The 20,383-nt window shown below is 39.3% G+C and carries 16 protein-coding genes and 1 pseudogene; 10 read left to right on the forward strand and 7 right to left on the reverse strand.

Translation table 11 applies throughout. The features are described 5' to 3' along the window. Window positions 1-240: 240 nt before the first annotated feature. Window positions 241-1,707 carry a carbon starvation CstA family protein gene (locus RF53_RS09975; protein WP_006792628.1) on the forward strand — a complete coding sequence of 489 codons (1,467 nt, stop codon included), beginning with the start codon at window positions 241-243 and terminating at the stop codon, window positions 1,705-1,707. A gap of 67 nt (window positions 1,708-1,774) precedes the next feature. On the opposite strand, the gene RF53_RS09980 is transcribed toward RF53_RS09975, so the two are convergent. Beyond that, the gene (locus tag RF53_RS09980; RefSeq protein WP_039037537.1) at window positions 1,775-2,302 is read right to left on the reverse strand and encodes a TetR/AcrR family transcriptional regulator; all 528 of its coding nucleotides are present in this window, start codon (window positions 2,300-2,302) and stop codon (window positions 1,775-1,777) included. A 204-nt stretch (window positions 2,303-2,506) separates the two neighbouring features. Here RF53_RS09980 and RF53_RS09985 point away from each other — a divergent pair, with 204 nt between their 5' ends. From RF53_RS09985 to RF53_RS10000, 4 genes are all read left to right on the forward strand, one after another. Then, a complete protein-coding gene (locus RF53_RS09985; RefSeq protein ID WP_008128566.1) occupies window positions 2,507-3,130 on the forward strand; it encodes a glutathione S-transferase family protein in 624 nt (207 codons plus the stop codon). Between the two features lie 77 nt (window positions 3,131-3,207). After that, window positions 3,208-3,900, forward strand: a complete 693-nt coding sequence (locus tag RF53_RS09990) for a cupin domain-containing protein (RefSeq protein ID WP_039037538.1) — start codon at window positions 3,208-3,210, stop codon at window positions 3,898-3,900. Between the two features lie 103 nt (window positions 3,901-4,003). Then, on the forward strand, window positions 4,004-4,384 hold the full coding sequence (locus RF53_RS09995; RefSeq protein ID WP_006792632.1) for an STAS/SEC14 domain-containing protein: 381 nt from the start codon (window positions 4,004-4,006) through the stop codon (window positions 4,382-4,384). 170 nt (window positions 4,385-4,554) lie between these two features. Continuing rightward, entirely contained in the window at window positions 4,555-4,959 is a 405-nt protein-coding gene (locus RF53_RS10000; RefSeq protein ID WP_039037539.1) for a hypothetical protein, read from the forward strand. Window positions 4,960-5,054: 95 nt separating this feature from the next. Here the strand turns inward: RF53_RS10000 and RF53_RS10005 are convergent, their stop codons facing one another. The 3 genes from RF53_RS10005 to RF53_RS10015 all read right to left on the reverse strand — a co-directional run bounded on the left by RF53_RS10005 (window position 5,055) and on the right by RF53_RS10015 (window position 9,923). Continuing rightward, window positions 5,055-6,002: a carbohydrate kinase family protein gene (locus tag RF53_RS10005; RefSeq protein ID WP_039037540.1), complete on the reverse strand. Its 948-nt coding sequence runs from the start codon at window positions 6,000-6,002 to the stop codon at window positions 5,055-5,057. A 127-nt stretch (window positions 6,003-6,129) separates the two neighbouring features. Next, the gene (locus RF53_RS10010; protein ID WP_039037541.1) at window positions 6,130-8,526 is read right to left on the reverse strand and encodes a TonB-dependent siderophore receptor; all 2,397 of its coding nucleotides are present in this window, start codon (window positions 8,524-8,526) and stop codon (window positions 6,130-6,132) included. A 167-nt stretch (window positions 8,527-8,693) separates the two neighbouring features. Beyond that, a complete protein-coding gene (locus RF53_RS10015; RefSeq protein ID WP_006792636.1) occupies window positions 8,694-9,923 on the reverse strand; it encodes an MFS transporter in 1,230 nt (409 codons plus the stop codon). Window positions 9,924-10,099: 176 nt separating this feature from the next. Between RF53_RS10015 and gtfA the strand changes: the two genes are divergently transcribed. Next, window positions 10,100-11,569, forward strand: a complete 1,470-nt coding sequence (gtfA, locus tag RF53_RS10020) for a sucrose phosphorylase (protein ID WP_039037542.1) — start codon at window positions 10,100-10,102, stop codon at window positions 11,567-11,569. A gap of 51 nt (window positions 11,570-11,620) precedes the next feature. Here the strand turns inward: gtfA and RF53_RS10025 are convergent, their stop codons facing one another. Next, window positions 11,621-12,652 (reverse strand): LacI family DNA-binding transcriptional regulator, encoded by a 1,032-nt coding sequence (locus tag RF53_RS10025; protein ID WP_006792638.1) that lies wholly within the window; start codon window positions 12,650-12,652, stop codon window positions 11,621-11,623. Window positions 12,653-13,044: 392 nt separating this feature from the next. Between RF53_RS10025 and RF53_RS10030 the strand changes: the two genes are divergently transcribed. Both RF53_RS10030 and RF53_RS10035 read left to right on the forward strand, forming a co-directional pair. Further along, entirely contained in the window at window positions 13,045-13,950 is a 906-nt protein-coding gene (locus RF53_RS10030; protein WP_039037543.1) for a tetratricopeptide repeat protein, read from the forward strand. A gap of 195 nt (window positions 13,951-14,145) precedes the next feature. Then, window positions 14,146-14,562, forward strand: a complete 417-nt coding sequence (locus tag RF53_RS10035) for a nuclear transport factor 2 family protein (protein WP_235420615.1) — start codon at window positions 14,146-14,148, stop codon at window positions 14,560-14,562. A 54-nt stretch (window positions 14,563-14,616) separates the two neighbouring features. Here RF53_RS10035 and RF53_RS10040 read toward each other — a convergent pair whose 3' ends face one another. Next, a complete protein-coding gene (locus RF53_RS10040; protein ID WP_039037544.1) occupies window positions 14,617-16,278 on the reverse strand; it encodes an asparagine synthase-related protein in 1,662 nt (553 codons plus the stop codon). 203 nt (window positions 16,279-16,481) lie between these two features. On the opposite strand from RF53_RS10040, the gene RF53_RS10045 reads away from it, so the two are divergent. Continuing rightward, the gene (locus RF53_RS10045; protein WP_039037545.1) at window positions 16,482-16,781 is read left to right on the forward strand and encodes a hypothetical protein; all 300 of its coding nucleotides are present in this window, start codon (window positions 16,482-16,484) and stop codon (window positions 16,779-16,781) included. Window positions 16,782-16,834: 53 nt separating this feature from the next. Beyond that, window positions 16,835-17,296, forward strand: a pseudogene (locus tag RF53_RS10050) (S41 family peptidase); the annotation flags it as partial. Window positions 17,297-17,350: 54 nt separating this feature from the next. Here RF53_RS10050 and RF53_RS10055 read toward each other — a convergent pair. Then, on the reverse strand, window positions 17,351-20,344 hold the full coding sequence (locus tag RF53_RS10055; protein WP_039037547.1) for a TonB-dependent receptor: 2,994 nt from the start codon (window positions 20,342-20,344) through the stop codon (window positions 17,351-17,353). Window positions 20,345-20,383 lie beyond the last annotated feature (39 nt).

The following is a 20,383-nucleotide window of genomic DNA, read 5'->3' on the forward strand; positions in this document are numbered from 1 at the left end:
TAGTGTGGTAAACATACATTTTGAACGTTTAAACAGCGGTATTCGTCAGGTTTCTAAACGAGTTATCAAATTACTTTATAAATTGAACAAGTCATGAACGATTGCGACTAAGGTATTAGCTAAACGTCTAATTGTCTGTAAAAAATAGCTTTGATATTGTTCCAAAGTTATTAAGTCACCTTTATGCGAAGCGATACACACTGCGCTTCTAAATACACATACAAAAGAGAAACGTGCTTTATGATTATCTTTTTTATTTGCCTCACTATATTAATTTTGGGATATAAGTTTTATAGCCCATTTGTAGAAAAACAAGCAGGCATGGATTCAACGGTTGATACACCACAAAAACGCTTTAGTGAAGGTGTTGATTACGTGGCTATTCACCCTGTTCGTGCTTTTTTAATTCAATTTTTAAATATTGCGGGTGTGGGTCCAATTTTTGGCCCTATACTGGGCGCTTTATATGGTCCGGTTGCGCTCGTATGGATTGTGTTAGGAAATGTATTAGGTGGCGCTGTTCACGACTTTTTCTCAGGTGTAATGAGTATAAAAGAAGACGGTAAAAGCTTACCTGAAATAGCTGGTCACTATTACAATGTTGTATTTAAAGGCTTTATGCTTATTTTCACCGCAATGCTGTTATTTTTTGTTGGTGTAGTATTCATAATGAGCCCAGCGGGTTTACTTAGTAACTTAAATTTATTTGAAGGTACATTTTTAGCCAATAATACTTTTTGGGTATTGGCTATTTTGGCTTATTACTTTTTAGCGACGCTGTTACCAATTGATAAGATCATTACACGTTTTTACCCTATTTTTGGTTTGTTAATGATTGTTATGACAGTCGCTGTTGCCGTGTCGTTACTTATTAACGCGCCACATTTACCGGTTGCTGGCGACTTTTTGGCGTATTTTGAAGCCGATCACGCGCATGACTTTTTAGCACCAAACCCCGACGGGTTACCAACTTGGCCCCTATTATTCATAACCATTACCTGTGGTGCTATTAGTGGTTTTCATTCAACGCAAGCACCTATTATTGCTCGTTGCTTAACAAACGAAAAATATGTACGCCCGGTGTACTACGGTGCCATGATGTGTGAAGGCATTGTTGGTTGTGTTTGGGCATTGGCTGGTATTGCGGCTTTCCCTGAAGGTTATGCTGGTTTAAAAGCAATGCTTGATCAAGGTGGTCCAGGCTTAGTTGTAAACCATATTGCAAATAGTTACTTAGGTGTATTTGGCGGTATTATGGCTATTATTGCGGTTGCTGTTTTCCCTATTACCTCAGGCGACACCGCATTTCGTTCACTGCGCTTAACGGTAGTTGATGCCTTTAATATTCCGCAAAGTATACGTAATCGTCTGTTGTTGGCTTTACCTATTCTAACTATTGCTTACTTTATGACCAAGTTGGATTTTTCATTAATTTGGCGTTACTTTGCGTTTTCAAATATGTTGCTTTCTACCAGTGTACTATGGCTTGCTACTAAATATTTGTTTGACCGTGGCACCTTTCACTGGATTGCAAGTATACCTGCGGTTATTGCAACGGCTGTGACCTTGTCGTATATCACAACAGCTGCAATTGGTTTTAACTTATCGAGCGATTTAGGTAAACCCATAGGTGCAGGGGTCGCGGTGGTTGGCCTGATCATACTTGCCATCGTGCATGCTAAGCATAAAGCGAGCCCAGCAGTTTAAATAATTTCCGTGTAAAACTAAAAAGCGAGCTATTTAAGCTCGCTTTTTTATTCGTCAAATCGTCTGGTTAAATACTGTCTCGCGTTGCTAAATCAAAGTAGCTGTGATCGTCGAGTGTTTTACTGATCATCATCGCACCCTGAAGCATACTTACCGTTTGAATAGCTGCTTTTTGTGGGTTTATTTCACCGTTGACCGAATGCGCTGCGCTTAGCCAGGTTAAATTTTGAGTGAAAAAGCGCTTTACTTCTTCACGTACTTTTTCAGGTAAGCTGTCACTCTCGGCGCCAAGTAAACCGCATAAGCACATTTTTTTATCGGTCACCAATGCGCCTCTAAATAGCGACGTATAAAAGTCGATAGGGTTTTTACCTTGCGCTTTTAACTCAGCGGGTTCCCCTAATGAAAGCAAAAACGCATCAGTATATTGATGTGCAAGCTCTGCGCCTAAGTCGGCTTTAGTAGGGAAGTGATAATGTACACTGGCACTTTTTATACCTACTTCATTAGCAAGTTCTCTAAAGCTAAAATTGCTGTATCCGCCTAGGCGTACTTTATTCTCTGCCGCTTTGAGTAGGGCCTCTTTTTTGCTCATACATCTTCATCCTATTGTTGACCATAAAATTATCGACCAGTAGGTAGTTATTTTCAAGCCTTAATATTTTTATAAATAAAATATTAAGTTTCATGCGGTTAGCAAATACTCTGCTTATGTAGTTATTTTAAAGTTTGACTTAGTTTGGTATAAAGAATATAAATACCTATCAGTAGGTAGGTGAATTAAAGAAGGTCACACTCAATGAAAATTTATGATGTAGAAAACTTTCCAAACCCGCTTCGCATTCGTATTGCGCTAGCAGAAAAAAATGCGACAACTGAAGTTGAATTTATTGCGGTTGACTTGCTTAATGGTGAACACCGGACAGAGGCTTTTATAGCTAAAAACCCATTAGCTGGTGTGCCAGTATTAGAGCTTGATGACGGAACATTTATATCAGAATGCACAGCAATTACTGAATATATTGATGCTGCTTTTACAGGACCATCATTGATGGGCATTTCGGCAAAAGAGCGCGCAGTAATAAATATGATGCAAAAACGTGCTGAGTCTATGGTACTTGATGCTGTTGCAACGTATTTTCATCATGCTACTGATGGATTAGGCCCAGAGCTTGAAACATATCAAAATATTGCATGGGGCGAAAAGCAAGGTGAAAAGGCGCGTACTAACTTAAATTATTTTAACGATATACTTGCTAAATCAAGGTTTGTTGCGGGCGATAATTTTAGTATTGCCGATATAACTCTTTATGCTGGATTAGTGTTTGCTGGGTTTGCCAACATTGCGCTACCGAGTCATTTAACTCATTTGCTAGCGTGGCAAAAAGCAGTTGCAGCTCGACCAAGCGTAGCGGGCTTATAAGTAAAAGTGGGTTCAATAGGCCAATTAAACTCGGTATATTGAGTTTAATTGGCAAAACAAAAATTTAAGGGGCAAGCATGAAAATAGCAGCCGATTTTAGTCAGCGTATAGTGGTGAACAGTAATACATTACCGTGGGTAAAATCGCCTATGGCAGGCGTTGATAGGCGACCTCTTGATCGCATCGGCGATGAGGTTGCGCGTGCAACGAGTATTGTTCGTTATGCACCAGGTAGTGAGTTTTCGCCACATGTTCATACCGGCGGGGAAGAGTTTGTTGTGTTAGAAGGTGTTTTTCAGGATGAACATGGCGATTTTCCTGCTGGCTCGTACATCAGAAACCCACCGCAATCACAACATAAGCCGGGTTCAAAAGAGGGATGTATTATTTTTGTTAAGCTTTGGCAGTTTCAGCCACAGGATAGAACACACGTTCGGTTGCAAACTCACTTTATGGGAAGCGTTGAACACTCAACACAACAAGGGGTTGCGGTAACACCTTTATACAAAGATGAGTTTGAGGAAGTTAGCTTAATTCATTTAGCGCCTAATGCGCAGTTTGTTTTAGATGCTGAGTGCGGAGCTGAGTTGTTAGTAATTGAAGGCGCCGTAACAGAAGGGCAAGATTTGCTTGAAAAAAGTAGCTGGTTGCGTACGCCTGTAAATTCTAATGTTTTAGCAAAAGCAGGCAAGATGGGTGCTAAGTTATGGGTTAAAGAAGGGCATTTAAACGATGTAGATAACCAAATTGCACGAGTGCAGGGAGCTTAACTAACTTAAGCGCAGGTTAAATACGGTTTTGTTGATTTGCTTCATCATTGATTAATATAAAGTGCTTTATGCTCAAAACTTACTATAAGAATGAGCAAATGTAATGGCAAATTTAATTCCTAGTTTAACACTTGATATAGAAGGCGCTGGACGCGAAATTTTTATAACGTTAAAAGCAGTGGGTAATTTAAAGCACGCTGATTACAATGCAATTACCCCTAAAATTGAAGCCGCGCTTTTAAAGGTAAACAACCCGATTATTAATTTATTTATAGACGGCATTGAGTTAAAGGGCGTGGGTTTTAAATCGATATTAGACGATTTGAATTTAGGGATAAAGCATAATAAAGCGCTAAGTAAAGTAGCTATTTACGGTAATAAAACATGGCAAGCAACCGCTGCAAACATTGGGAATCGTATTATTTGTGGTGAAATGGCTTACTTTGAAAATGCCACTGCGGCAATTGATTGGCTTGAACACTAGTTTTAAATGGGCCTATTATTTTGGGTTTAGGCTAGTGTTATTAGACTAAAGTCTATAGGTTAGATTTCTTCACTTATTAGTTTTGTTTTTATCGTTTGTCGGTTTTATAGGGATCCTCTAAAGTTCAGTTGTCGGCAACAAGCACGACTTAACTTAACAGGATTATGACCATGAAAACACTTATCAAAACTATCGCTCTTGGCTCACTATTAACATGTTCAGCTGCTGCAATGGCTGATCAAAGTGATTACAAATTAATGGTTATTGAAGCGCAAACCGCGCCGCAGCCACTTGAGCAATCTTTTAATAGCTGTGCACTTAATGTTAAGTCAAAAAACTATGCTGAAGCAGAACAAATTTGTACTAAAGCAATTGCACTATTACAAGATGCAGATGCCCCTAAATTTAAAGTTCGTCAGCTTACATCATTTGCATTAAGCAATCGTGGTGTAGCGCGCCTAAAAGCTAAAAACAAAACGGCCGGCCTTGCTGACCTATACGAAGCAAAACAACTATCTAACAACGATATGGTATCGCATAACTTAACGCGCGCTAAAGAAGAGCTTGCTTTATAGCACTCAGATTAACAATAGTTGAAAAAGCCCCTGTAGGTATTTATCTACAGGGGCTTTTTTAGATTAATTTTTAAAATGTTGCTGGGTGTGTTAGCTCAAAGTACATCGTCTAAAACGGGCAATGCAGGAAAAGCACCCTTTGATAAACAGGCTTTTGAGCCACAGCGAAGGCCAAAACTTAATGCGTCTTTAATTACTTGTTTATTATTGAGTTTGTCGCTTGGTAATAGCGTCTCGTTGTAATGATTTAAATGATATAGTACACCTGCAATAAACGCGTCTCCGGCACTGGTTGTATCTATTGCATTAATAATCGGTGCAGCTTCACTTACGTTAAACGTTTTATGGAAAACAGTGGCAGGCTCGGGTCCATCGGTTAAGAAAATTAAACTAACGCCTAACTCTAATAGCGATTGTAAATATTCATCACCTGATTGACTGGTTTGTTCTGCTAAAAAATTTAACTCATCACGTGATAGTTTTATAATGTCGCAATGGGCGTAGCAGGCACGCACATTAGGTTCAATATCAAGAATATTATGCCAAAGGCTGTATCGTAAATTTACGTCAAAGCTAACAAGTTTATTATGAATTTTTGCTTGTTTTAAAGCGCTCAATGTTGTGTTTGCAATGGCAATACTGGTTAGCGTATTTGAGCAAAAGTGTAGAGTACTTATTTCATCCCACTGAATTTGCTGTAAATGTTCAGGAGCAAGGAGTAGGTCGGCGGTGTTATGGCGGTAAAAATTAAAGCTGCGTTCGCCAGTTTCATCTAAGCTGACGATAACCATCGCTGTTTGCGCATTTTCTATAGTGAATAAATACTCGGTGCCGACATTATATTGCTTTAACGCGTCAGTAAGTTGTTTTGCAAAGTAATCATCACCCATACCACCACAAAAAGCTGCGTTTCCGCCCAACTTTGCATAACCGACTGCTACGTTTGCAGGTGCGCCGCCAGGAATAGGTAAATACGCTGTGTTGTGTGAGTCTTGTGGCAACATATCAATAAGCAGCTCGCCAAGGCTAAGTAATTTGGTCATGTTATAAATCCTAAAAAACCTAGCAAGGCTAGGTTAAATGTAAGGGAGAGTAATAAAGTGTGAGTTAAGCGAGGAATAAAGCGCTGAAATAAAACTGCATTTCAGCGCTTAACACACTCAGACTCGGTTAGTTAAACGCGTATTTAAGCGTTAGTGATGTTGTACGTCCATTAATTGTACGTGCGCGTATAATATCGTTTGCTGGTACAGAGCCTTCCTCTGCTTCTGTAATACCGACTGTGTCAAATAGGTTATTAACATTAAGTGCTAGGCTAAGGTTTTCAGATAGGTCGTAGCTCACAAAGCCATTTACCTGTGTGTAACCATCGAATTTAAGGTCGTTATTGTCTTGAGCGTAAGCGTCAGTTGTACCAATAAAGCTTAGACCTGCCGCCCCTTTTTCATAGCTATAACGAGCCATTAGTGAGTAAATTAAATCAGCCTGACGGCGTGGTGTGTTACCTACAACGTCAGGAGATAGCGCATCTTTAGCAATTTCAGCATCAGTCCACGTCAAGTTACCACGAAAATCCCACGCATCCATGAAGTACGTTGATTCAAGTTCAATACCTTTGGCTTCGTACTCACGGTCGAAGAACTTTTGTGATGTTGCTTCAAAGTTTTGTTCTTCAGTTTCTGCGTAGAACGCTGTTGCAAATACCGATAGTGAGTCAAAACGCTTTTTAACACCAAACTCAAATTGATTTACTTCATCAATTGCATCTTCATCAGCTACTGAGCCATCTGTGCGTACTTTACCAAATAAAAGACGATCAGCGTTTGCACGTCCGCCTTTACTGATACGTGCAAATGTTGCAAGGCTAGGGTCTATTTGGTAGTTAGCACCAATTGAGTAAGAAGAGTAGCTCCAGTCGTAATTTACTGGGCTTGAGTTAGCATGATCAATACCGACAACATTCTGCTCGGGTACTGAAATAACACCATCACGGTTCATGTCTACAGTAGAGGTTACTGCTCCTGCGTAATTACCGCGTGCTTCACCGCTGTCATAACGCGCACTTGCATCGATACTCAAGTCACCAAGTTTAGTTGAGAACGCAACATAAGGTGCTCGTGTGTCGTATTCAGTGTCGTAGTCGCGCTGACAACAGTTACCCCAAAATGGCGTGCCGTATGCGTATAAACCATTTTCTGAAAACTCAGTGCCGTCGGCAGCCGTTACATTTAACAGTGCGGCATTGTCACCTTTGAGCTCCATAACATAAGAGTTCCACAACCACGACATCGCTATGTTTTGCGTTGATGCGTAGTAACCAAACGTAAGGCTTGTGTCATCGTCAAACGATTTTGTTAGTTTAAAGTCGTTAACAATAGAGTCAAAGTCATTCATTGTTACGTCAAACGTATGGATACGCATAGCTAAATCGCCATTGAATGCGTCACCTGTGTTTGCATTGCTCAGTGTTGCTCCTGCTCCACCAATGCTTGCTGCCATTGCTGATGCATCACCTACTTCAGCAGGGAAAACAGAATTAAAGTTTCCGCTAACTGATGACTTACGGAAACGGTTTTCAATACGCCAGTCGTTGTCTAGGTCGAATACAGCTTCAAAGCCAATAGAATCAACATTTGGGTTCATACCATCGCGAATGTCACCATTGCTAATTTGGTTTTGACCATTTAAGCGAACTGTTTTAGTGAACAGTGCTGAATGCGGTGTATCTGACTGAGAATCAAACCCTGGAACTGAATCACCATTTGAGTACATTGGCATTGGAAGGTAACCAACGCTTTTGTCGTCTAAGTGTTTGTAGTAAAGACGCACATAGCCGTTTTCGAAATCTTTAGTCAAATTAGCTTTTATTTGACCACCTTTATTTGAAGTGTAACCTGTTTCACGTGGGCCTTCACCTTGGCGTACAAAGCCACCTACATGAAAGCGAACGCTGTCGGTTAAATAAGTACCGTATTCAAAATCAGTACGTACACTATCGAAATCTAGGCCAACAGTGGTTGCAACGCTGCCCGATTCGTTTTCGCCGTTTTTAGAGATAAAGTTGATGATACCGCCCGGTGCATTACTTGCTGCTGTTGACGCTGAACCACCACGAATTGACTCAACCGTTTGTACCGTGTTGTCAAGGCGCATAAAAATATCAGCATTACCAAAAGCGATGTCACCGTATTGCAGTACAGGTAAACCGTCTTCTTGTAACTGTAAAAATTTAGCGCCACCTGATGCAACCGGTAGACCACGAACTGCAATGTTTGCATTACCTTCACCGCCAGTAGATTCTGAACGGATACCCGGAATGATTCTAAATGCTTCAGCGGTAGAGCGAGGTGTTGAAACTTGAACTTGTTCAAGCGAAACACTGCTTACAGATACGCTTGAAGCCATAATTGTTGTACGGCGTGGAACACCGGTTACAACGATTGTTTCAAGTCCTTTGTTTTGTGATGCTTCTGGCTGTGTAGTTTCTGCTTCTTGAGCATTAATGCCTTGGCTTACTGCAAGTGCTAATGCACTGATTAAATATAAAGGAGTGTTGTGTGTTGTCATGTGAACGCCTCGTTATGTTGAACCTAAGTGGTTATTTATTTTTACTTAATCGATTAAGTAAAAATAACAAAATTTTTACAAGATGCAAATTATTTTATTATTAATTTGCTCTTTTTTTACTCACCCATTGATTTATAGGGTAATTTTTTTGTTAAATAATTATCAAATTAATTAGTAACTACGTTATTTTGCTCTAAAGCTGATGCTGATGGGTCACGTAAATAATTAAATAGCATAGCCAAAAATAGAATAACTGCAAAACCAGTTGCTAAGTAAAAACCGTAACGCACATGACCAAAGTAATCACTGATCATGCCCATCAATAGCGGGGCTAATGCTGCTGACAATGCGGTAAAAAATAATATAACGCCGGCTACAGCACCATGTTGTTGAACAGGGAAACAGGAAATGCCCTTAGAGTTTAAAGTAGGGTAAACCATTGACATAAATAAACCTGAAAGCGGAAGCAATCCAACGGCCCAATCTACACCGCCAATTAATGTGCCTACATAACATAGTGCTATGCCAAGGCTCAGGTAGGTCATTACACCTTGCCAACTAAAGCGATTAAGTAACCATACCGCTATAAAACGACCCGCTGCGCGAAGTATAAAGAATATGGTTAGTGCGTAGGTTGCAAGTAATGGCCATGAACCTGTGTAGTCTTGTAGTAGTGTTGGCATCCATACATAAATAGCCACCTCGGTTGCTACGTATAGTGCGATAGCCATTGAAAAGCCCAGTGCATAAGGGTTTTTAATCATTTTCATGGTGGTGGCAAGTGAAGCGGGTTTTTCGGTTGTTTTTACAACTGGCGGATAATCTGCACGCCACGCCAGAAGCGCAAGGATCAAACACATAACACCAGCAATAATGTAAAGGTATGTCCAACTTACATTTTGAACGAGTAAAACACCTACCAGTGCAGGACCAACAATAGCACCTATTCCAAAAAAGCCTTCTACCTTGTTCATTGTTTTGGTGTGTTCTTCGTTACTGTGTGAAATATCACCCAATAAAGCTAATGCACCTGTTTTAAATAAACCGATTGCCAAACCAATACAGCAAAGAAGTACCAAGAAAAAATTAAAACTAGAACTTACTGCAAATAAAAAACAACTCGCAGAAAAAATGAGTAACCCCAGCATAATGGTTTGCTTTCGTCCAAGGCTGTCGGCTAAAAAGCCTAAAAATAGTCCACTAAAAGCAATTAAAGCCATTGGCGCATAATGAAAGGCACTGGCTTGGGTCATACTTAAGCCAAAGTCTTTTATAAGCTCAGGGATGATCATGCCGACCGCATCAGAGGTCATGGCAAACATAAAAAACATCATATATGTGAGCCAGCGTATTTGTCGCAACGGATCGCTGCTTACTTGTGTGTGTGGTTTTGTCATTTTATTTAATCCTCGTTAAATGCAGACTAATACGCGCTAAGTCAGTTAGTTACTTAGTGAAGTATTATTCATGCAACGATATTTGTATGTAAAATTTTTAAAAATTACTTGTAAATTCTCACTCTCTAGTTAAAGATATATCTTAATCGATTAAGATTCAACATGGTAATCACACAATGATGCAAAACAAAGTTCAATTGATCACATATGCTGATCGAATCACTGGCCAAGACATTAATGCACTCACTACACTTTTAAATGGATCTTTAAAAGGTGTATTTGGCGGTGTGCATTTGTTGCCATTTTATAACCCAATTGACGGCAGTGATGCTGGCTTTGACCCAATAGACCATAGTGAAGTAGATTCAAGAATAGGTTCTTGGGAAGACATTAAAGCGCTTGGTAACAACCATGATTTAATGGCCGACTTAATTGTTAACCATGTTTCGGCGCAATCTTTTCAGTTTCAGGATGTGCTTGCTAAAGGTAAAGCCTCTGAATTTTGGGATTTGTTTTTAACCAAAGAAGACGTATTTCCAAATGGCATGAGCGACGCAGAGCAAAAAGCAATTTATCGTCCTCGCCCTGGTAGTTGTTTTACACCAATGAAATGTGGTGATGGTGAAACGTATGATTTTTGGACTACATTTACCGATAATCAAATTGACATTAATGTAAAGGTAGAGGCTGGCGTTGCGTATTTAAATAATGTACTCACCAAGTTCTCTGCTAATAATGTAAATATTATTCGCTTAGATGCAGCGGGTTACGCTATTAAGCAAGCGGGTACTAACTGTTTTATGCTAGATGAAACGTTTGGTTACTTAGATAACTTATCTAAGCAAGCAAATGAATTAGGTATGGAAACAATTGCTGAAATACACAGCCATTATCAAACTCAGGTTGAAGTGGCTAAACGCGTAAACATGGTTTATGACTTTGCACTGCCGCCGCTTATTTTACATAGCTTGTTTAATAACGATGTTGATGCACTTTTGAAGTGGCTAAAAATATCACCACGTAACTGTTTAACTGTACTCGATACACATGACGGCATTGGTATTATTGATGCTGGGCCAATGGGCGACAAACCCGGTCTATTAAACGCTGAGCAAATTGATAACCTTGTTGAAACAATGCATGCAAACAGTAATAACGAAAGCCGACAAGCAACTGGAGCTGCAGCCAGTAATGTTGATTTGTACCAAGTTAACTGTACTTATTACAACGCATTGGGGGCTAAAGATTTTGATTATTTATTGTCTCGCGCCATTCAGTTTTTTGCACCAGGTGTCCCACAAGTTTACTACGGCGGTTTATTTGCATGCGAAAACGACATGGAGCTTTTAGCCAAAACAAATGTTGGCCGTGATATTAACCGCCCATATTTAAATGCAGATAAAATAAGCGAATCACTTGATAAGCCCGTTGTAAAAGGCTTAATTGAACTGATTAAAATTCGTAACGAACACCCTGCGTTCTCTGGGGAGTTTTCAGCGCAAGGTGAAGGCAGTATGTGTTGTTTAACATGGCAACTTGGTGAGCAATCTATTTCATTAAGTGTTGATTTTGAAGCAAGAACCGCCCTTATAACGCAAGTAAATGGTGATGAAGAAACATCGATAAGTTTAGATTCTTTATTGTAAGAATAGAGTTTTGCTTAACAAAAAGCCAAGCTAGTTAGCTTGGCTTTTTTATTAACTGCTGGCACCAATGTCGAGTTCGTAGCTGACTTCTTGTATTTTGTTTTCTTTAGAAATAAATAAGTTTGCAGCAATTACGCCTTTTTCTTCACTGTTTTGATGAATAGTACTTAACCTAGGCACGAACCGTGCTGCTTCATCAATCCCATCAAATCCAACAATACGTAGGTCTTTTCCAATTTTTATACCTTGCTTGATTGCCTCTCGCATTGTGGCGAGTGCAATTAAATCACTCATACAGATAATAACGTTAGGGCGAGGTGAAGCTGATAATACTTCTTTTGCAGCTATATTAGCAAAGCGCTCACTGCTTTCAGGTATGTTCCAAATACGATCGTCAGCAACACTGATATTTGCCTCAACTAATGCACGTTGATAGCCACGTAAACGCTGATGAGAAATTGACTCTCCGGTTTGAAACTCGTGATGTTCATAAACGCGGCATAATACGTTTTCATCGAGAAGTCTTAGCCCTAGAATGGCGACTTTATCGTTTATATTGTGCAAAACATGCTTGGCAATTTCGTAGCTAGCTTGTTCGTTATTAATGTTAACCGACGCATTGCGGTTAATGTCAAAATCTACAGTGACGACGTGTTTTGGCGTAGTTTTAAGTTGTTCTACTAATGCGTGGTTACGAGGGCGACCGTAGCAAATAAAACCATCTACAAAATCAACAACACTATTGAGGTTATTGTTACTACCAGAGAACAATAAAACGTTAATATTGTTTTTTTCGAGTACAGAAGTCACGCCACGCATAAAGCTGCTGGCAACTGGGTCTGATACCATGTATTCAACGCTGTCGGGTAGCACCAAAGCGACAATGTTAAATGTACCGTTTCTTAATGATTGTGCTGCTTTATTTGGGCCAAAGTAACCAAGCTCTTTGCAGGCTTTGAGTATCGCTTCTCGGCGTTTTTCTGAGAGCTGATCTGGTCGATTAAATGCATTAGATACCGTTGCATTAGACACACCTAACTCTTTGGCAATACTTTTTAGGGTCCATCGAATTTGTTTACTCATTAACTACTCTTTGCCGTATAACTACACTACACAAATTAACATATTGAACTGTTTAACATAATAAAAAATTTGGGTTTTATCGTTAATTTTTTTAGTTATGAGATTGCTGTATTTAAATTAAAAACGATTAGTAACGCAATTAATTTATACCTATGCAAAAAAGTATTTTTATAATATTTGCGGCGCCAGTACATGAACGGGTTAAATTATTTTTACCCGATAATAATGTTAAAAAAGTTACTAATTTATAACTATGTGATGAAATTTGGTTATATATTATGGTTTTAGGTTATAAATAACTTCAGTATGCTCTTGTAATAATAAGCTTGATTTTTAAACAAACTGTTGTAATCTAAATCAGGTACACCAAAATCATTACCATGGAGAGAACAATGAGAATAGCTAAAATTTTACCTTTAATTATAGCGTCGGCCTTATCAGCTAATTTGGCTTATGCAAATACAGACCAGGATACAGACGCACTTCCTTTGTGTGAAACTGCTGAATGTACATCGGATTTCAAAAAGCTCAGAAATTTTGCCATTAACGGTAGTAGCGAAGCTGCTAGCTTACTTGCCATTGCTTATGCAAACGGTGAAGGCGTAAGCCAAGACGACGCATATGCCAGAAAGTTTATGTTAAGAGCTATTAAGTGGAAAGACCCTTTTGCTATCCATCAGGCTTCGCGTTGGTATAGAACAGGGCACATTTTTGATAAAGATGTAGCAAGAGCTGATGAGTTATTAAACCGAGTTGTTGATAGAGGTTTTCCGCCAGCTTTGGTAGACAAGGCGAAACAGTTGTTTGCTGAAAATAATAAAAATTCAGACAAATTAGCATTCGATCTGCTAATTAAGGCAAAAGAGTCAACTTATTTGCCAGCTTATGAGCTGTTAGCTGTTTTTTATGAACATGGTATAGGTACTGAAGCTAGTTTGTATCAGTCAGCTAAAATGCATAAAACGCTGGCTATTCGTGGTCATGAAGGTGCGCAAGAAAAATTAGATAAATTAGTTGCAATAATTGAACAGCAAAATATAAACATTGACGGTTTAAAGGTAAGTCAAGACATTGAGCGTTTAGATCCTGTTTTATTGGACGTCCATTCAGAAATTAAAGATTTGATTGCCAAACTAAAGACTACGGATTATGACGGTAGAAGCACTGTTTCTAGAATACAAGGTCAGGCATGTTCAGATGCGGGCAATGGCTGTTATATACAATTTAATAGAAACTCTCCAGGTATGATACCTAATGTTGTTACAGGGACAATTAAAGGTCGCTTCTTAGGTCAATAGGCCTTGACCGTTTGAAAAAGGAGAGCGTATGCTCTCCTTTTTTGTTTGTATTTAAATAATTATACATAATTTTATTTTGCAAGCTGCTTTAGGTTATATTTGCTTATTGCTAGTATTGTATTTTTTAAGTTTTCGTAGTCATTTTCACAACTAACTTTTTTACTACCTAGTTTATTTTCAAGGATGTTTATTGTTATGAAAGTTGTCTCAATGCTAATGTTATTTAGCCTCTTTTATGCGAGTGATGCGTTAGCGTGCTCGGCAAGTACCGATCCTGAACAAGTAGTGCAAGCGCAACTAGAGGCTTATAACGCACGAAATATAGCGCTATTTGCAAGCTGTCACTCGGCAGATATAAAAATTAAAAATAGCCAAGAAGGCGCTCCTGACATTATTGGGCAAGAAAGCTTAATCAAAGCGTATCAGTTTTTAAAAACAGCGCCAAAATCATTTAAAGTGATTCTTGAAAACCGAATAGTGAATGGGCCTGTGGTTGTTGATTATGAGCGGTTAACTGGGCTTGGTGAGGGGCGAGATGATATGTTCGCCGTTGCGGTGTATGAAGTGCGTAATGGCAAAATTGTTAGCGTATGGTTCCCACCAACTAAATAACAACAGCTTGTTTGAAACACCTTGAGTAGAGGCCTACAGCAAGGTGTTTTAATGTTACCACTTAAGCATATTTTCAATAACCTTTAGCTTATCGTTATAGCTTCTAATGCCACAAGCATGCAGTAAGGCAACCGCACTAAACGAGGCTAGGTTAACTAATTGCTTATGTTGGCTTGTCATTAACTGACTGAAAATTTGGTACACCTTAGTGGGTTTAAACTGCTTGGGGCGTTTAATTTGCCACTGATCAATACCTTCTTTTGGTAATAAACATGGAACATGGCCAGGGTATGCTTGCCAAGGCGAATCTAGGGCTTCGGGGAATGCATAGCGTAAAAAATCATGATAAAAGCGATGCTTTCTTACTTGTGACGTCGGCTGCGACAAAACATGTCGAAGTACTTTCCAGGAATAAAAGGGCAGGCAAAAATCCATTTGATACTCGTCCACTTTATCGAATGGAATGGCTAAATGGTGATGCTGATCGTTAAGTAATAAAAACAGATAGTAAGCTTTTTCAAGAGGAATATCTCCAAACTCTTTTAATGACGTTACGATATTAGCTTTTAGTCTGGCTTGCATTTTATCAGCGTTATGGATTATTGATTTGGGGATATAAGCAAATTGTTGCGATAAGTAAGCGTCAGCAAGGCGCTCAGGTTCTTGTGTTAATGCCGCTTCGTAAACTTCATCTGAGTAGTAAATAACACCCAGCCCAACACTGCCTCCATTGCCAGACCATGCTAAACGAGGACGTGTTACTTTAGGGTGGTCTGGATGTTGGCCGTTTAACCAATGCTCGCCTAGTCTGTCTTCAATTGTTTTTGCCTGCGTATCGTTAACACGAATAACATCAAGCTCAATTTTTTGGCTTTTTGCGAACGCCGTTGCGCAGTATAAGTCTTGTGTTTGATGCTGTGAAAAATTAAGCGCGGTGATGTTTACATTTTGCCTTTTAAGTAAGCACGCAATCAACCTTGAGTCTAATCCACCCGATAGCGTAGTAAGCACGTGATTATCGTTATCAATATATTTGTTTACATTGTTAGATAGGTCTTGCTTTAAGCTATGCAGTGTTTTTTCGTAATTATCATTATTTTTAGTAAGGCTGCTCCAGTCAAAATACTGTGTTTTAGTAACCCCGTTAGTTGATGCTTCTAGGCGAGTTCCTGGGCGAATACACGAAATTTCGTTGTAATGGGTATGCTCAAATAGGTAATACCCAAGTGTTGCATATTCCATCATTCCTTCGTGATTACAGGTAAGTGGTAAGCCTAAGTTTTTGAGTAAGCTATATTGGATACTAAAAATAAAAGCACCTTCATAATACATATAGTAAAAAGGGCGAACCCCAAGGGAATCGGTAACTAAGTCTAATACATTCGTAACCTTGTTATACCGTGCCATACAAAAAACACCTTCACATTCTGTAAGCATTGCATTGGTATAATGTGAGTTTAGGGTGTTTAAATCATTATTTCGGTTCGCGCTTAAAAGTGGGTGACCAACCAGTGTTGCAATATGCGAATCTGTTTGCAAAAAAGCATGTGGGCCAAAGGTTTCATAATCTAAACTAGCTAAGTAAAGAGCCTGTTCATGTACTTCGTTTATTGTGCCACTGTTTACTTTAGCATCTTCAGCTTTAAATTTATTAATAATAAAATCATGATGTTGAGTTAGCCCAGATGCACAATAAATTCCAAAAAATTTCGCCATAACCCGTACCTGTAAGTCGTTTTGTTATTAATTAGGTATCAAGGTTTGTACCAAGATTAATTAATACTTTGCTAGAGATTCGCAGTACTAATTGAATTTTACTTTTTAGGTACAAATTAATTGCCTTAAAACACAAAACTATATAACTTATTAAGGTGCATACATCCTATAAAAGTAAATTTATTAATTAGCGGGAAAGCCGAATGAACAATAAAATACTCAAATCATCTACTGCTACGTACCAAAGCGGTGTGGCAAAAGCCGATGGTAAATTTTATATAACGCAAGGTGAGGTACGTTTTGAGCCATACAATGAATGTGCTGGTTTAGGGCCTTATACTTTAACACGCAGCGCAATCATAAAAATTGAAAAATCGGTAGGTACAGGTGCTGGCATTTTACCACTAACAAGCGATGCAATAACAATCACATTAGAAAATGAAGATACTTATGATTTTATTATAGCAAACCCTGATGAATGGATTCGTTTACTCAAGCATTAAATGATTAGGGTCTGTTGACCTTTAGGTTAAATTTGCAGCAGTCTGTTTGGTATCATGCAATGTCTCTATTGGACATAATAAAAGAGCAACCCGAAATATTTAAAGCTGTAGCTGCGGGCATGGCTTTATCACTTAAAAGTGTTGATTCATTTTATTTAGAACGAGAGACTAATACGCTAAATAACGTACCACAAGAGCCGTTAGTGAGTGACTTTAAAACTAAGGTGTTTGTTATAGTGCCGCCGCAATGCGCTAGTGCTTGTTTAGATGCGCTTGATAAGTTTAAGCTTTTTGAAAATACCACGTTGTTTGGTGCACCCAGTAGCGCTGACTCGATGTATATGGAGGTACGTTTAGCCGATTTACCTTCAGGCTTAGGTAAAGTTGTAGTGCCAAATAAAGTATATGTAAATAGAGCGCGAGGGGCAGGTGATTTTTACAAGCCAGATATTGCGTATAACGGCGTTGATTGGACAACGAATATACTATTAGAGCAGATTAAGCGCATCCCATAGCTCAAAAATAAAAAACCGCTCTTAGAGCGGTTTTTATTTGGTATTTATTTAAGTTTAGTTACCCATTGAGTATCTAAAACCAAATGCATAACGCGGTCCGTATTGTGCAGCGCTTAAGAACTGACTTTCAAAACGACTGAACGAACGCTCTGTCTCGTTTGTTAAATTAACGCCTTCAAAGAATACGGTAGTGCTTTCATTCACTTCGTAGTTAACGCTAATGTCCCACTGTAAATATTCTTCAGCATATTGTGGAGGAGCCGTAGCACCCGAATCTGGTAGGCCTTGCGCAATTAGGTATTCATCACGCCATGCACCAGTAATTTTAACTGATAAGCCATCTTTTTCGTAAAAACCTTGTAGATTGGCAGAATCACTCAGGCCAGCTAATACAGCTTGAGATGCAAGGTAATAGTTGTCGTACTCTACATCACCGTCAACAATAGTGGCATTAAAACCAGCGCCAAAACCTGACTCGCCGAATAAGTGCTGTATCGCAAACTCAACACCATTTACTTTACGAGAACCTACGTTTTCTGGTGAGTTGATTGTCCACTCTATTAATGGATCAGTTGCTGAGTCAGGAAGTACACGGTTGTTTTCGCCAATTCCTACGCCATTTGCCACAATCTCATTATAGATAGCAGAGTCAGTTGCCTGCTCGCCACGTCCTTCAATTGCGGTTACTGCATTATTCCAGCGTTGACCTAAATAAACATCATGCAGGCCTTCAAACGTGGTTGTTACTTGCGTGTTATCAATCCAATTATCTACATCTTTCCAGAACATACCCACTGCAGCGTAGCTACCTTCATTGTAGTAATATTCAAGGCTAAGATCGAAGTTTGTTGATTTAAACGGTTGTAAATTTGGGTTACCACGGCTACCGCTTCTTGAATTTAACTTAGGTGACGGTGTTAAGCTTAAGTTACCAAGCATGTCGCCAAGGGTAGGGCGTGTGATTGTTTGGCCCCAAGATACACGTGACACTAAGTTATCAGAAAGGTCGACTTTTACATCTATCATAGGTAGAAGAAGATCGTAATTACCTTTGTAATCAACCTCAACTAATTCGCCGCCACTGGCAAATTCAGTTAGCCACTCAGAACCACCTGCCCAATATACTTGCTGAGCAACACGGCTTTTAGCTGGGCTTACAATGTCAGTTTCTTCGTAGCGAAGGCCTAAATTTACAAAAACATCGTAGTCGCTAACGTTAAACACCCAATTTGTAGACAGGTAAACACTGATTGTTTCTTCTTCAACTTTGTTAGTTGGGAAGCCATCAAAAGTACCTATTTGGTAAACATCACTGCCTATTACGTCTTCAGTTAAAAAAGCGCTTTGGCGAGCAAATGCTTCATCAAGATCATAAGTGTAAGCATAGCCTGGCGCTACACCGTTAGGACCAAATGAAAACTCGTCAAGAAAGCCACTTAAATCAACTCGCTCGAACATACTATCTGGGAATATCTCAGCAAATGTACCGTTATTAAAGCCTGGTGCATTGGCATTATTAGAGCCACCCCAGCCACTAAGTGTTTGCTTAGTGTATGCAGCACCAAATTTTACTGTTTCTAAACCAATGTCAGTGTAAGTAAATAGTTTACCGTCTAGTTGTACTTGAGATACTTCTGATTCACCGGGTGTTCTTGTAAATATACTAAAGTTAGAGCCAATTTGGTTTGGGTCAACTTCTTGCGTGCCGTTATTCCAATTTACATTAAAACCAGGTACGTCACCTTCACGGAAAGAGTACTCTTTAGTTGAAATGTCTGCCGAGCCTAAAATGATTCGTGCGTTAGCGCCTAAGCCAGGATCTTTACCATTATCGGTCGTTGTTTTAGATGTGTGAGCATCAAAGTTAAAGCTCAGGTTTTCGGTTGCTAACCACTCAACGTTAATACCTGTTGCTTTTGAATCTACTTCTGATGTTTCACGAAATGCAGTAAAGGATGCATCGTCACCTGCAGAGTTGTAATAAACAGCTGTGCCATTTTCATCAAGTTCATAAGCATTGGCATTACCACCAAACGACCCGTTCCAAATCCCCCAAGACAATGAGTTATTCCCGGTCGTTGCTTGTGAAATTGTATGATCAAGCGTAAAAGTTAGGTTATCTGTTGGTGCAAACTGAAATGTTGCTTGCGCATTTAAGCGCTCACGTTGAATGTCATCTTTTGCAAAACTAACTTCTTGCGGAAAGAAAGCGGCTGAAACAAATTCACCATTTTCCCCAGCGTTTGGGTCAAAGAATTGCTGAGCCGGGTTACCTTCAGCATCCATTGGGCGGTTATCAACAATATTAGCTGCATCAACCGAGAGATTTGGATTAACTAACCAAGAGCGAACATTTGCTGCTTGTCGTTGAAAATCACGACGATGATATGAAAAGTTAGCCGACACACCAAAACGCTCGTCATCAAAGGTATTACTGTAGATACCTGCAATTTCAGGTGTTACTTTATCGCCTTCTTCTACAGATGTATCGTGAATACCTTTAGCCATAAAAGAAAAGCGCTCACCAGGCTTTTGTAATGGTTTTGCGGTAACAATATTTACAGTTGCACCCAATCCACCGGTTGGTGAATCAGCGCGTGCAGTTTTCATTACTTCAAGTGAACTTACACCTTCTGATGATAAGTTTTCAAAGTTAAATGAGCGTGTAAAACCTGTTCCCGCCATTTGGCGACCATTAAGTGTTACCAAGTTAAACGATGGACCAAAACCACGAACAGTAATTTGGCTACCTTCACCGTTTGATCGGCTGACAGATACGCCAGTAATTCGTTGTAATGATTCTGCTAAGTTTGTATCTGGGAACTTACCCATTTCTTCAGCTGAGATGGCGTCAACTACACCAGAAGCATCTCGTTTTACATCCATTGAACGGATTAATGATCCGCGAATACCTTTTACTTCAATGATTTCTAGTTCAGGTTCAGCAGTATTTTCTTCTGCTGCATAGGCTAAATTAAATGTACTTGCAGCGATGATAAGTGACACAGAAGCTGCTAACTGGCTCTTTTTAAAAGTGAATGTGTTCATAATTGCTCTGCTTTTCTAAATTTATTACAGTTAGTGGGT

It is taken from the genome of Pseudoalteromonas sp. ECSMB14103 (assembly GCF_000813065.1).
Lineage (GTDB): Bacteria > Pseudomonadota > Gammaproteobacteria > Enterobacterales > Alteromonadaceae > Pseudoalteromonas > Pseudoalteromonas marina.

What these genes read in the sequence shown, in the direction of transcription:
- RF53_RS10000 (WP_039037539.1), top strand. Translation starts at nt 4,555, where the DNA reads ATGAAAACACTTATCAAAACTATCGCTCTTGGCTCACTATTAACATGT.
- RF53_RS10040 (WP_039037544.1), bottom strand. Translation starts at nt 16,278, where the DNA reads ATGGCGAAATTTTTTGGAATTTATTGTGCATCTGGGCTAACTCAACAT.
- RF53_RS09990 (WP_039037538.1), top strand. Translation starts at nt 3,208, where the DNA reads ATGAAAATAGCAGCCGATTTTAGTCAGCGTATAGTGGTGAACAGTAAT.
- gtfA (WP_039037542.1), top strand. Translation starts at nt 10,100, where the DNA reads ATGATGCAAAACAAAGTTCAATTGATCACATATGCTGATCGAATCACT.
- RF53_RS10015 (WP_006792636.1), bottom strand. Translation starts at nt 9,923, where the DNA reads ATGACAAAACCACACACACAAGTAAGCAGCGATCCGTTGCGACAAATA.
- RF53_RS10045 (WP_039037545.1), top strand. Translation starts at nt 16,482, where the DNA reads ATGAACAATAAAATACTCAAATCATCTACTGCTACGTACCAAAGCGGT.
- RF53_RS10025 (WP_006792638.1), bottom strand. Translation starts at nt 12,652, where the DNA reads ATGAGTAAACAAATTCGATGGACCCTAAAAAGTATTGCCAAAGAGTTA.
- RF53_RS10030 (WP_039037543.1), top strand. Translation starts at nt 13,045, where the DNA reads ATGAGAATAGCTAAAATTTTACCTTTAATTATAGCGTCGGCCTTATCA.
- RF53_RS09995 (WP_006792632.1), top strand. Translation starts at nt 4,004, where the DNA reads ATGGCAAATTTAATTCCTAGTTTAACACTTGATATAGAAGGCGCTGGA.
- RF53_RS09985 (WP_008128566.1), top strand. Translation starts at nt 2,507, where the DNA reads ATGAAAATTTATGATGTAGAAAACTTTCCAAACCCGCTTCGCATTCGT.
- RF53_RS09980 (WP_039037537.1), bottom strand. Translation starts at nt 2,302, where the DNA reads ATGAGCAAAAAAGAGGCCCTACTCAAAGCGGCAGAGAATAAAGTACGC.
- RF53_RS09975 (WP_006792628.1), top strand. Translation starts at nt 241, where the DNA reads ATGATTATCTTTTTTATTTGCCTCACTATATTAATTTTGGGATATAAG.
- RF53_RS10035 (WP_235420615.1), top strand. Translation starts at nt 14,146, where the DNA reads ATGAAAGTTGTCTCAATGCTAATGTTATTTAGCCTCTTTTATGCGAGT.
- RF53_RS10005 (WP_039037540.1), bottom strand. Translation starts at nt 6,002, where the DNA reads ATGACCAAATTACTTAGCCTTGGCGAGCTGCTTATTGATATGTTGCCA.
- RF53_RS10010 (WP_039037541.1), bottom strand. Translation starts at nt 8,526, where the DNA reads ATGACAACACACAACACTCCTTTATATTTAATCAGTGCATTAGCACTT.
- RF53_RS10055 (WP_039037547.1), bottom strand. Translation starts at nt 20,344, where the DNA reads ATGAACACATTCACTTTTAAAAAGAGCCAGTTAGCAGCTTCTGTGTCA.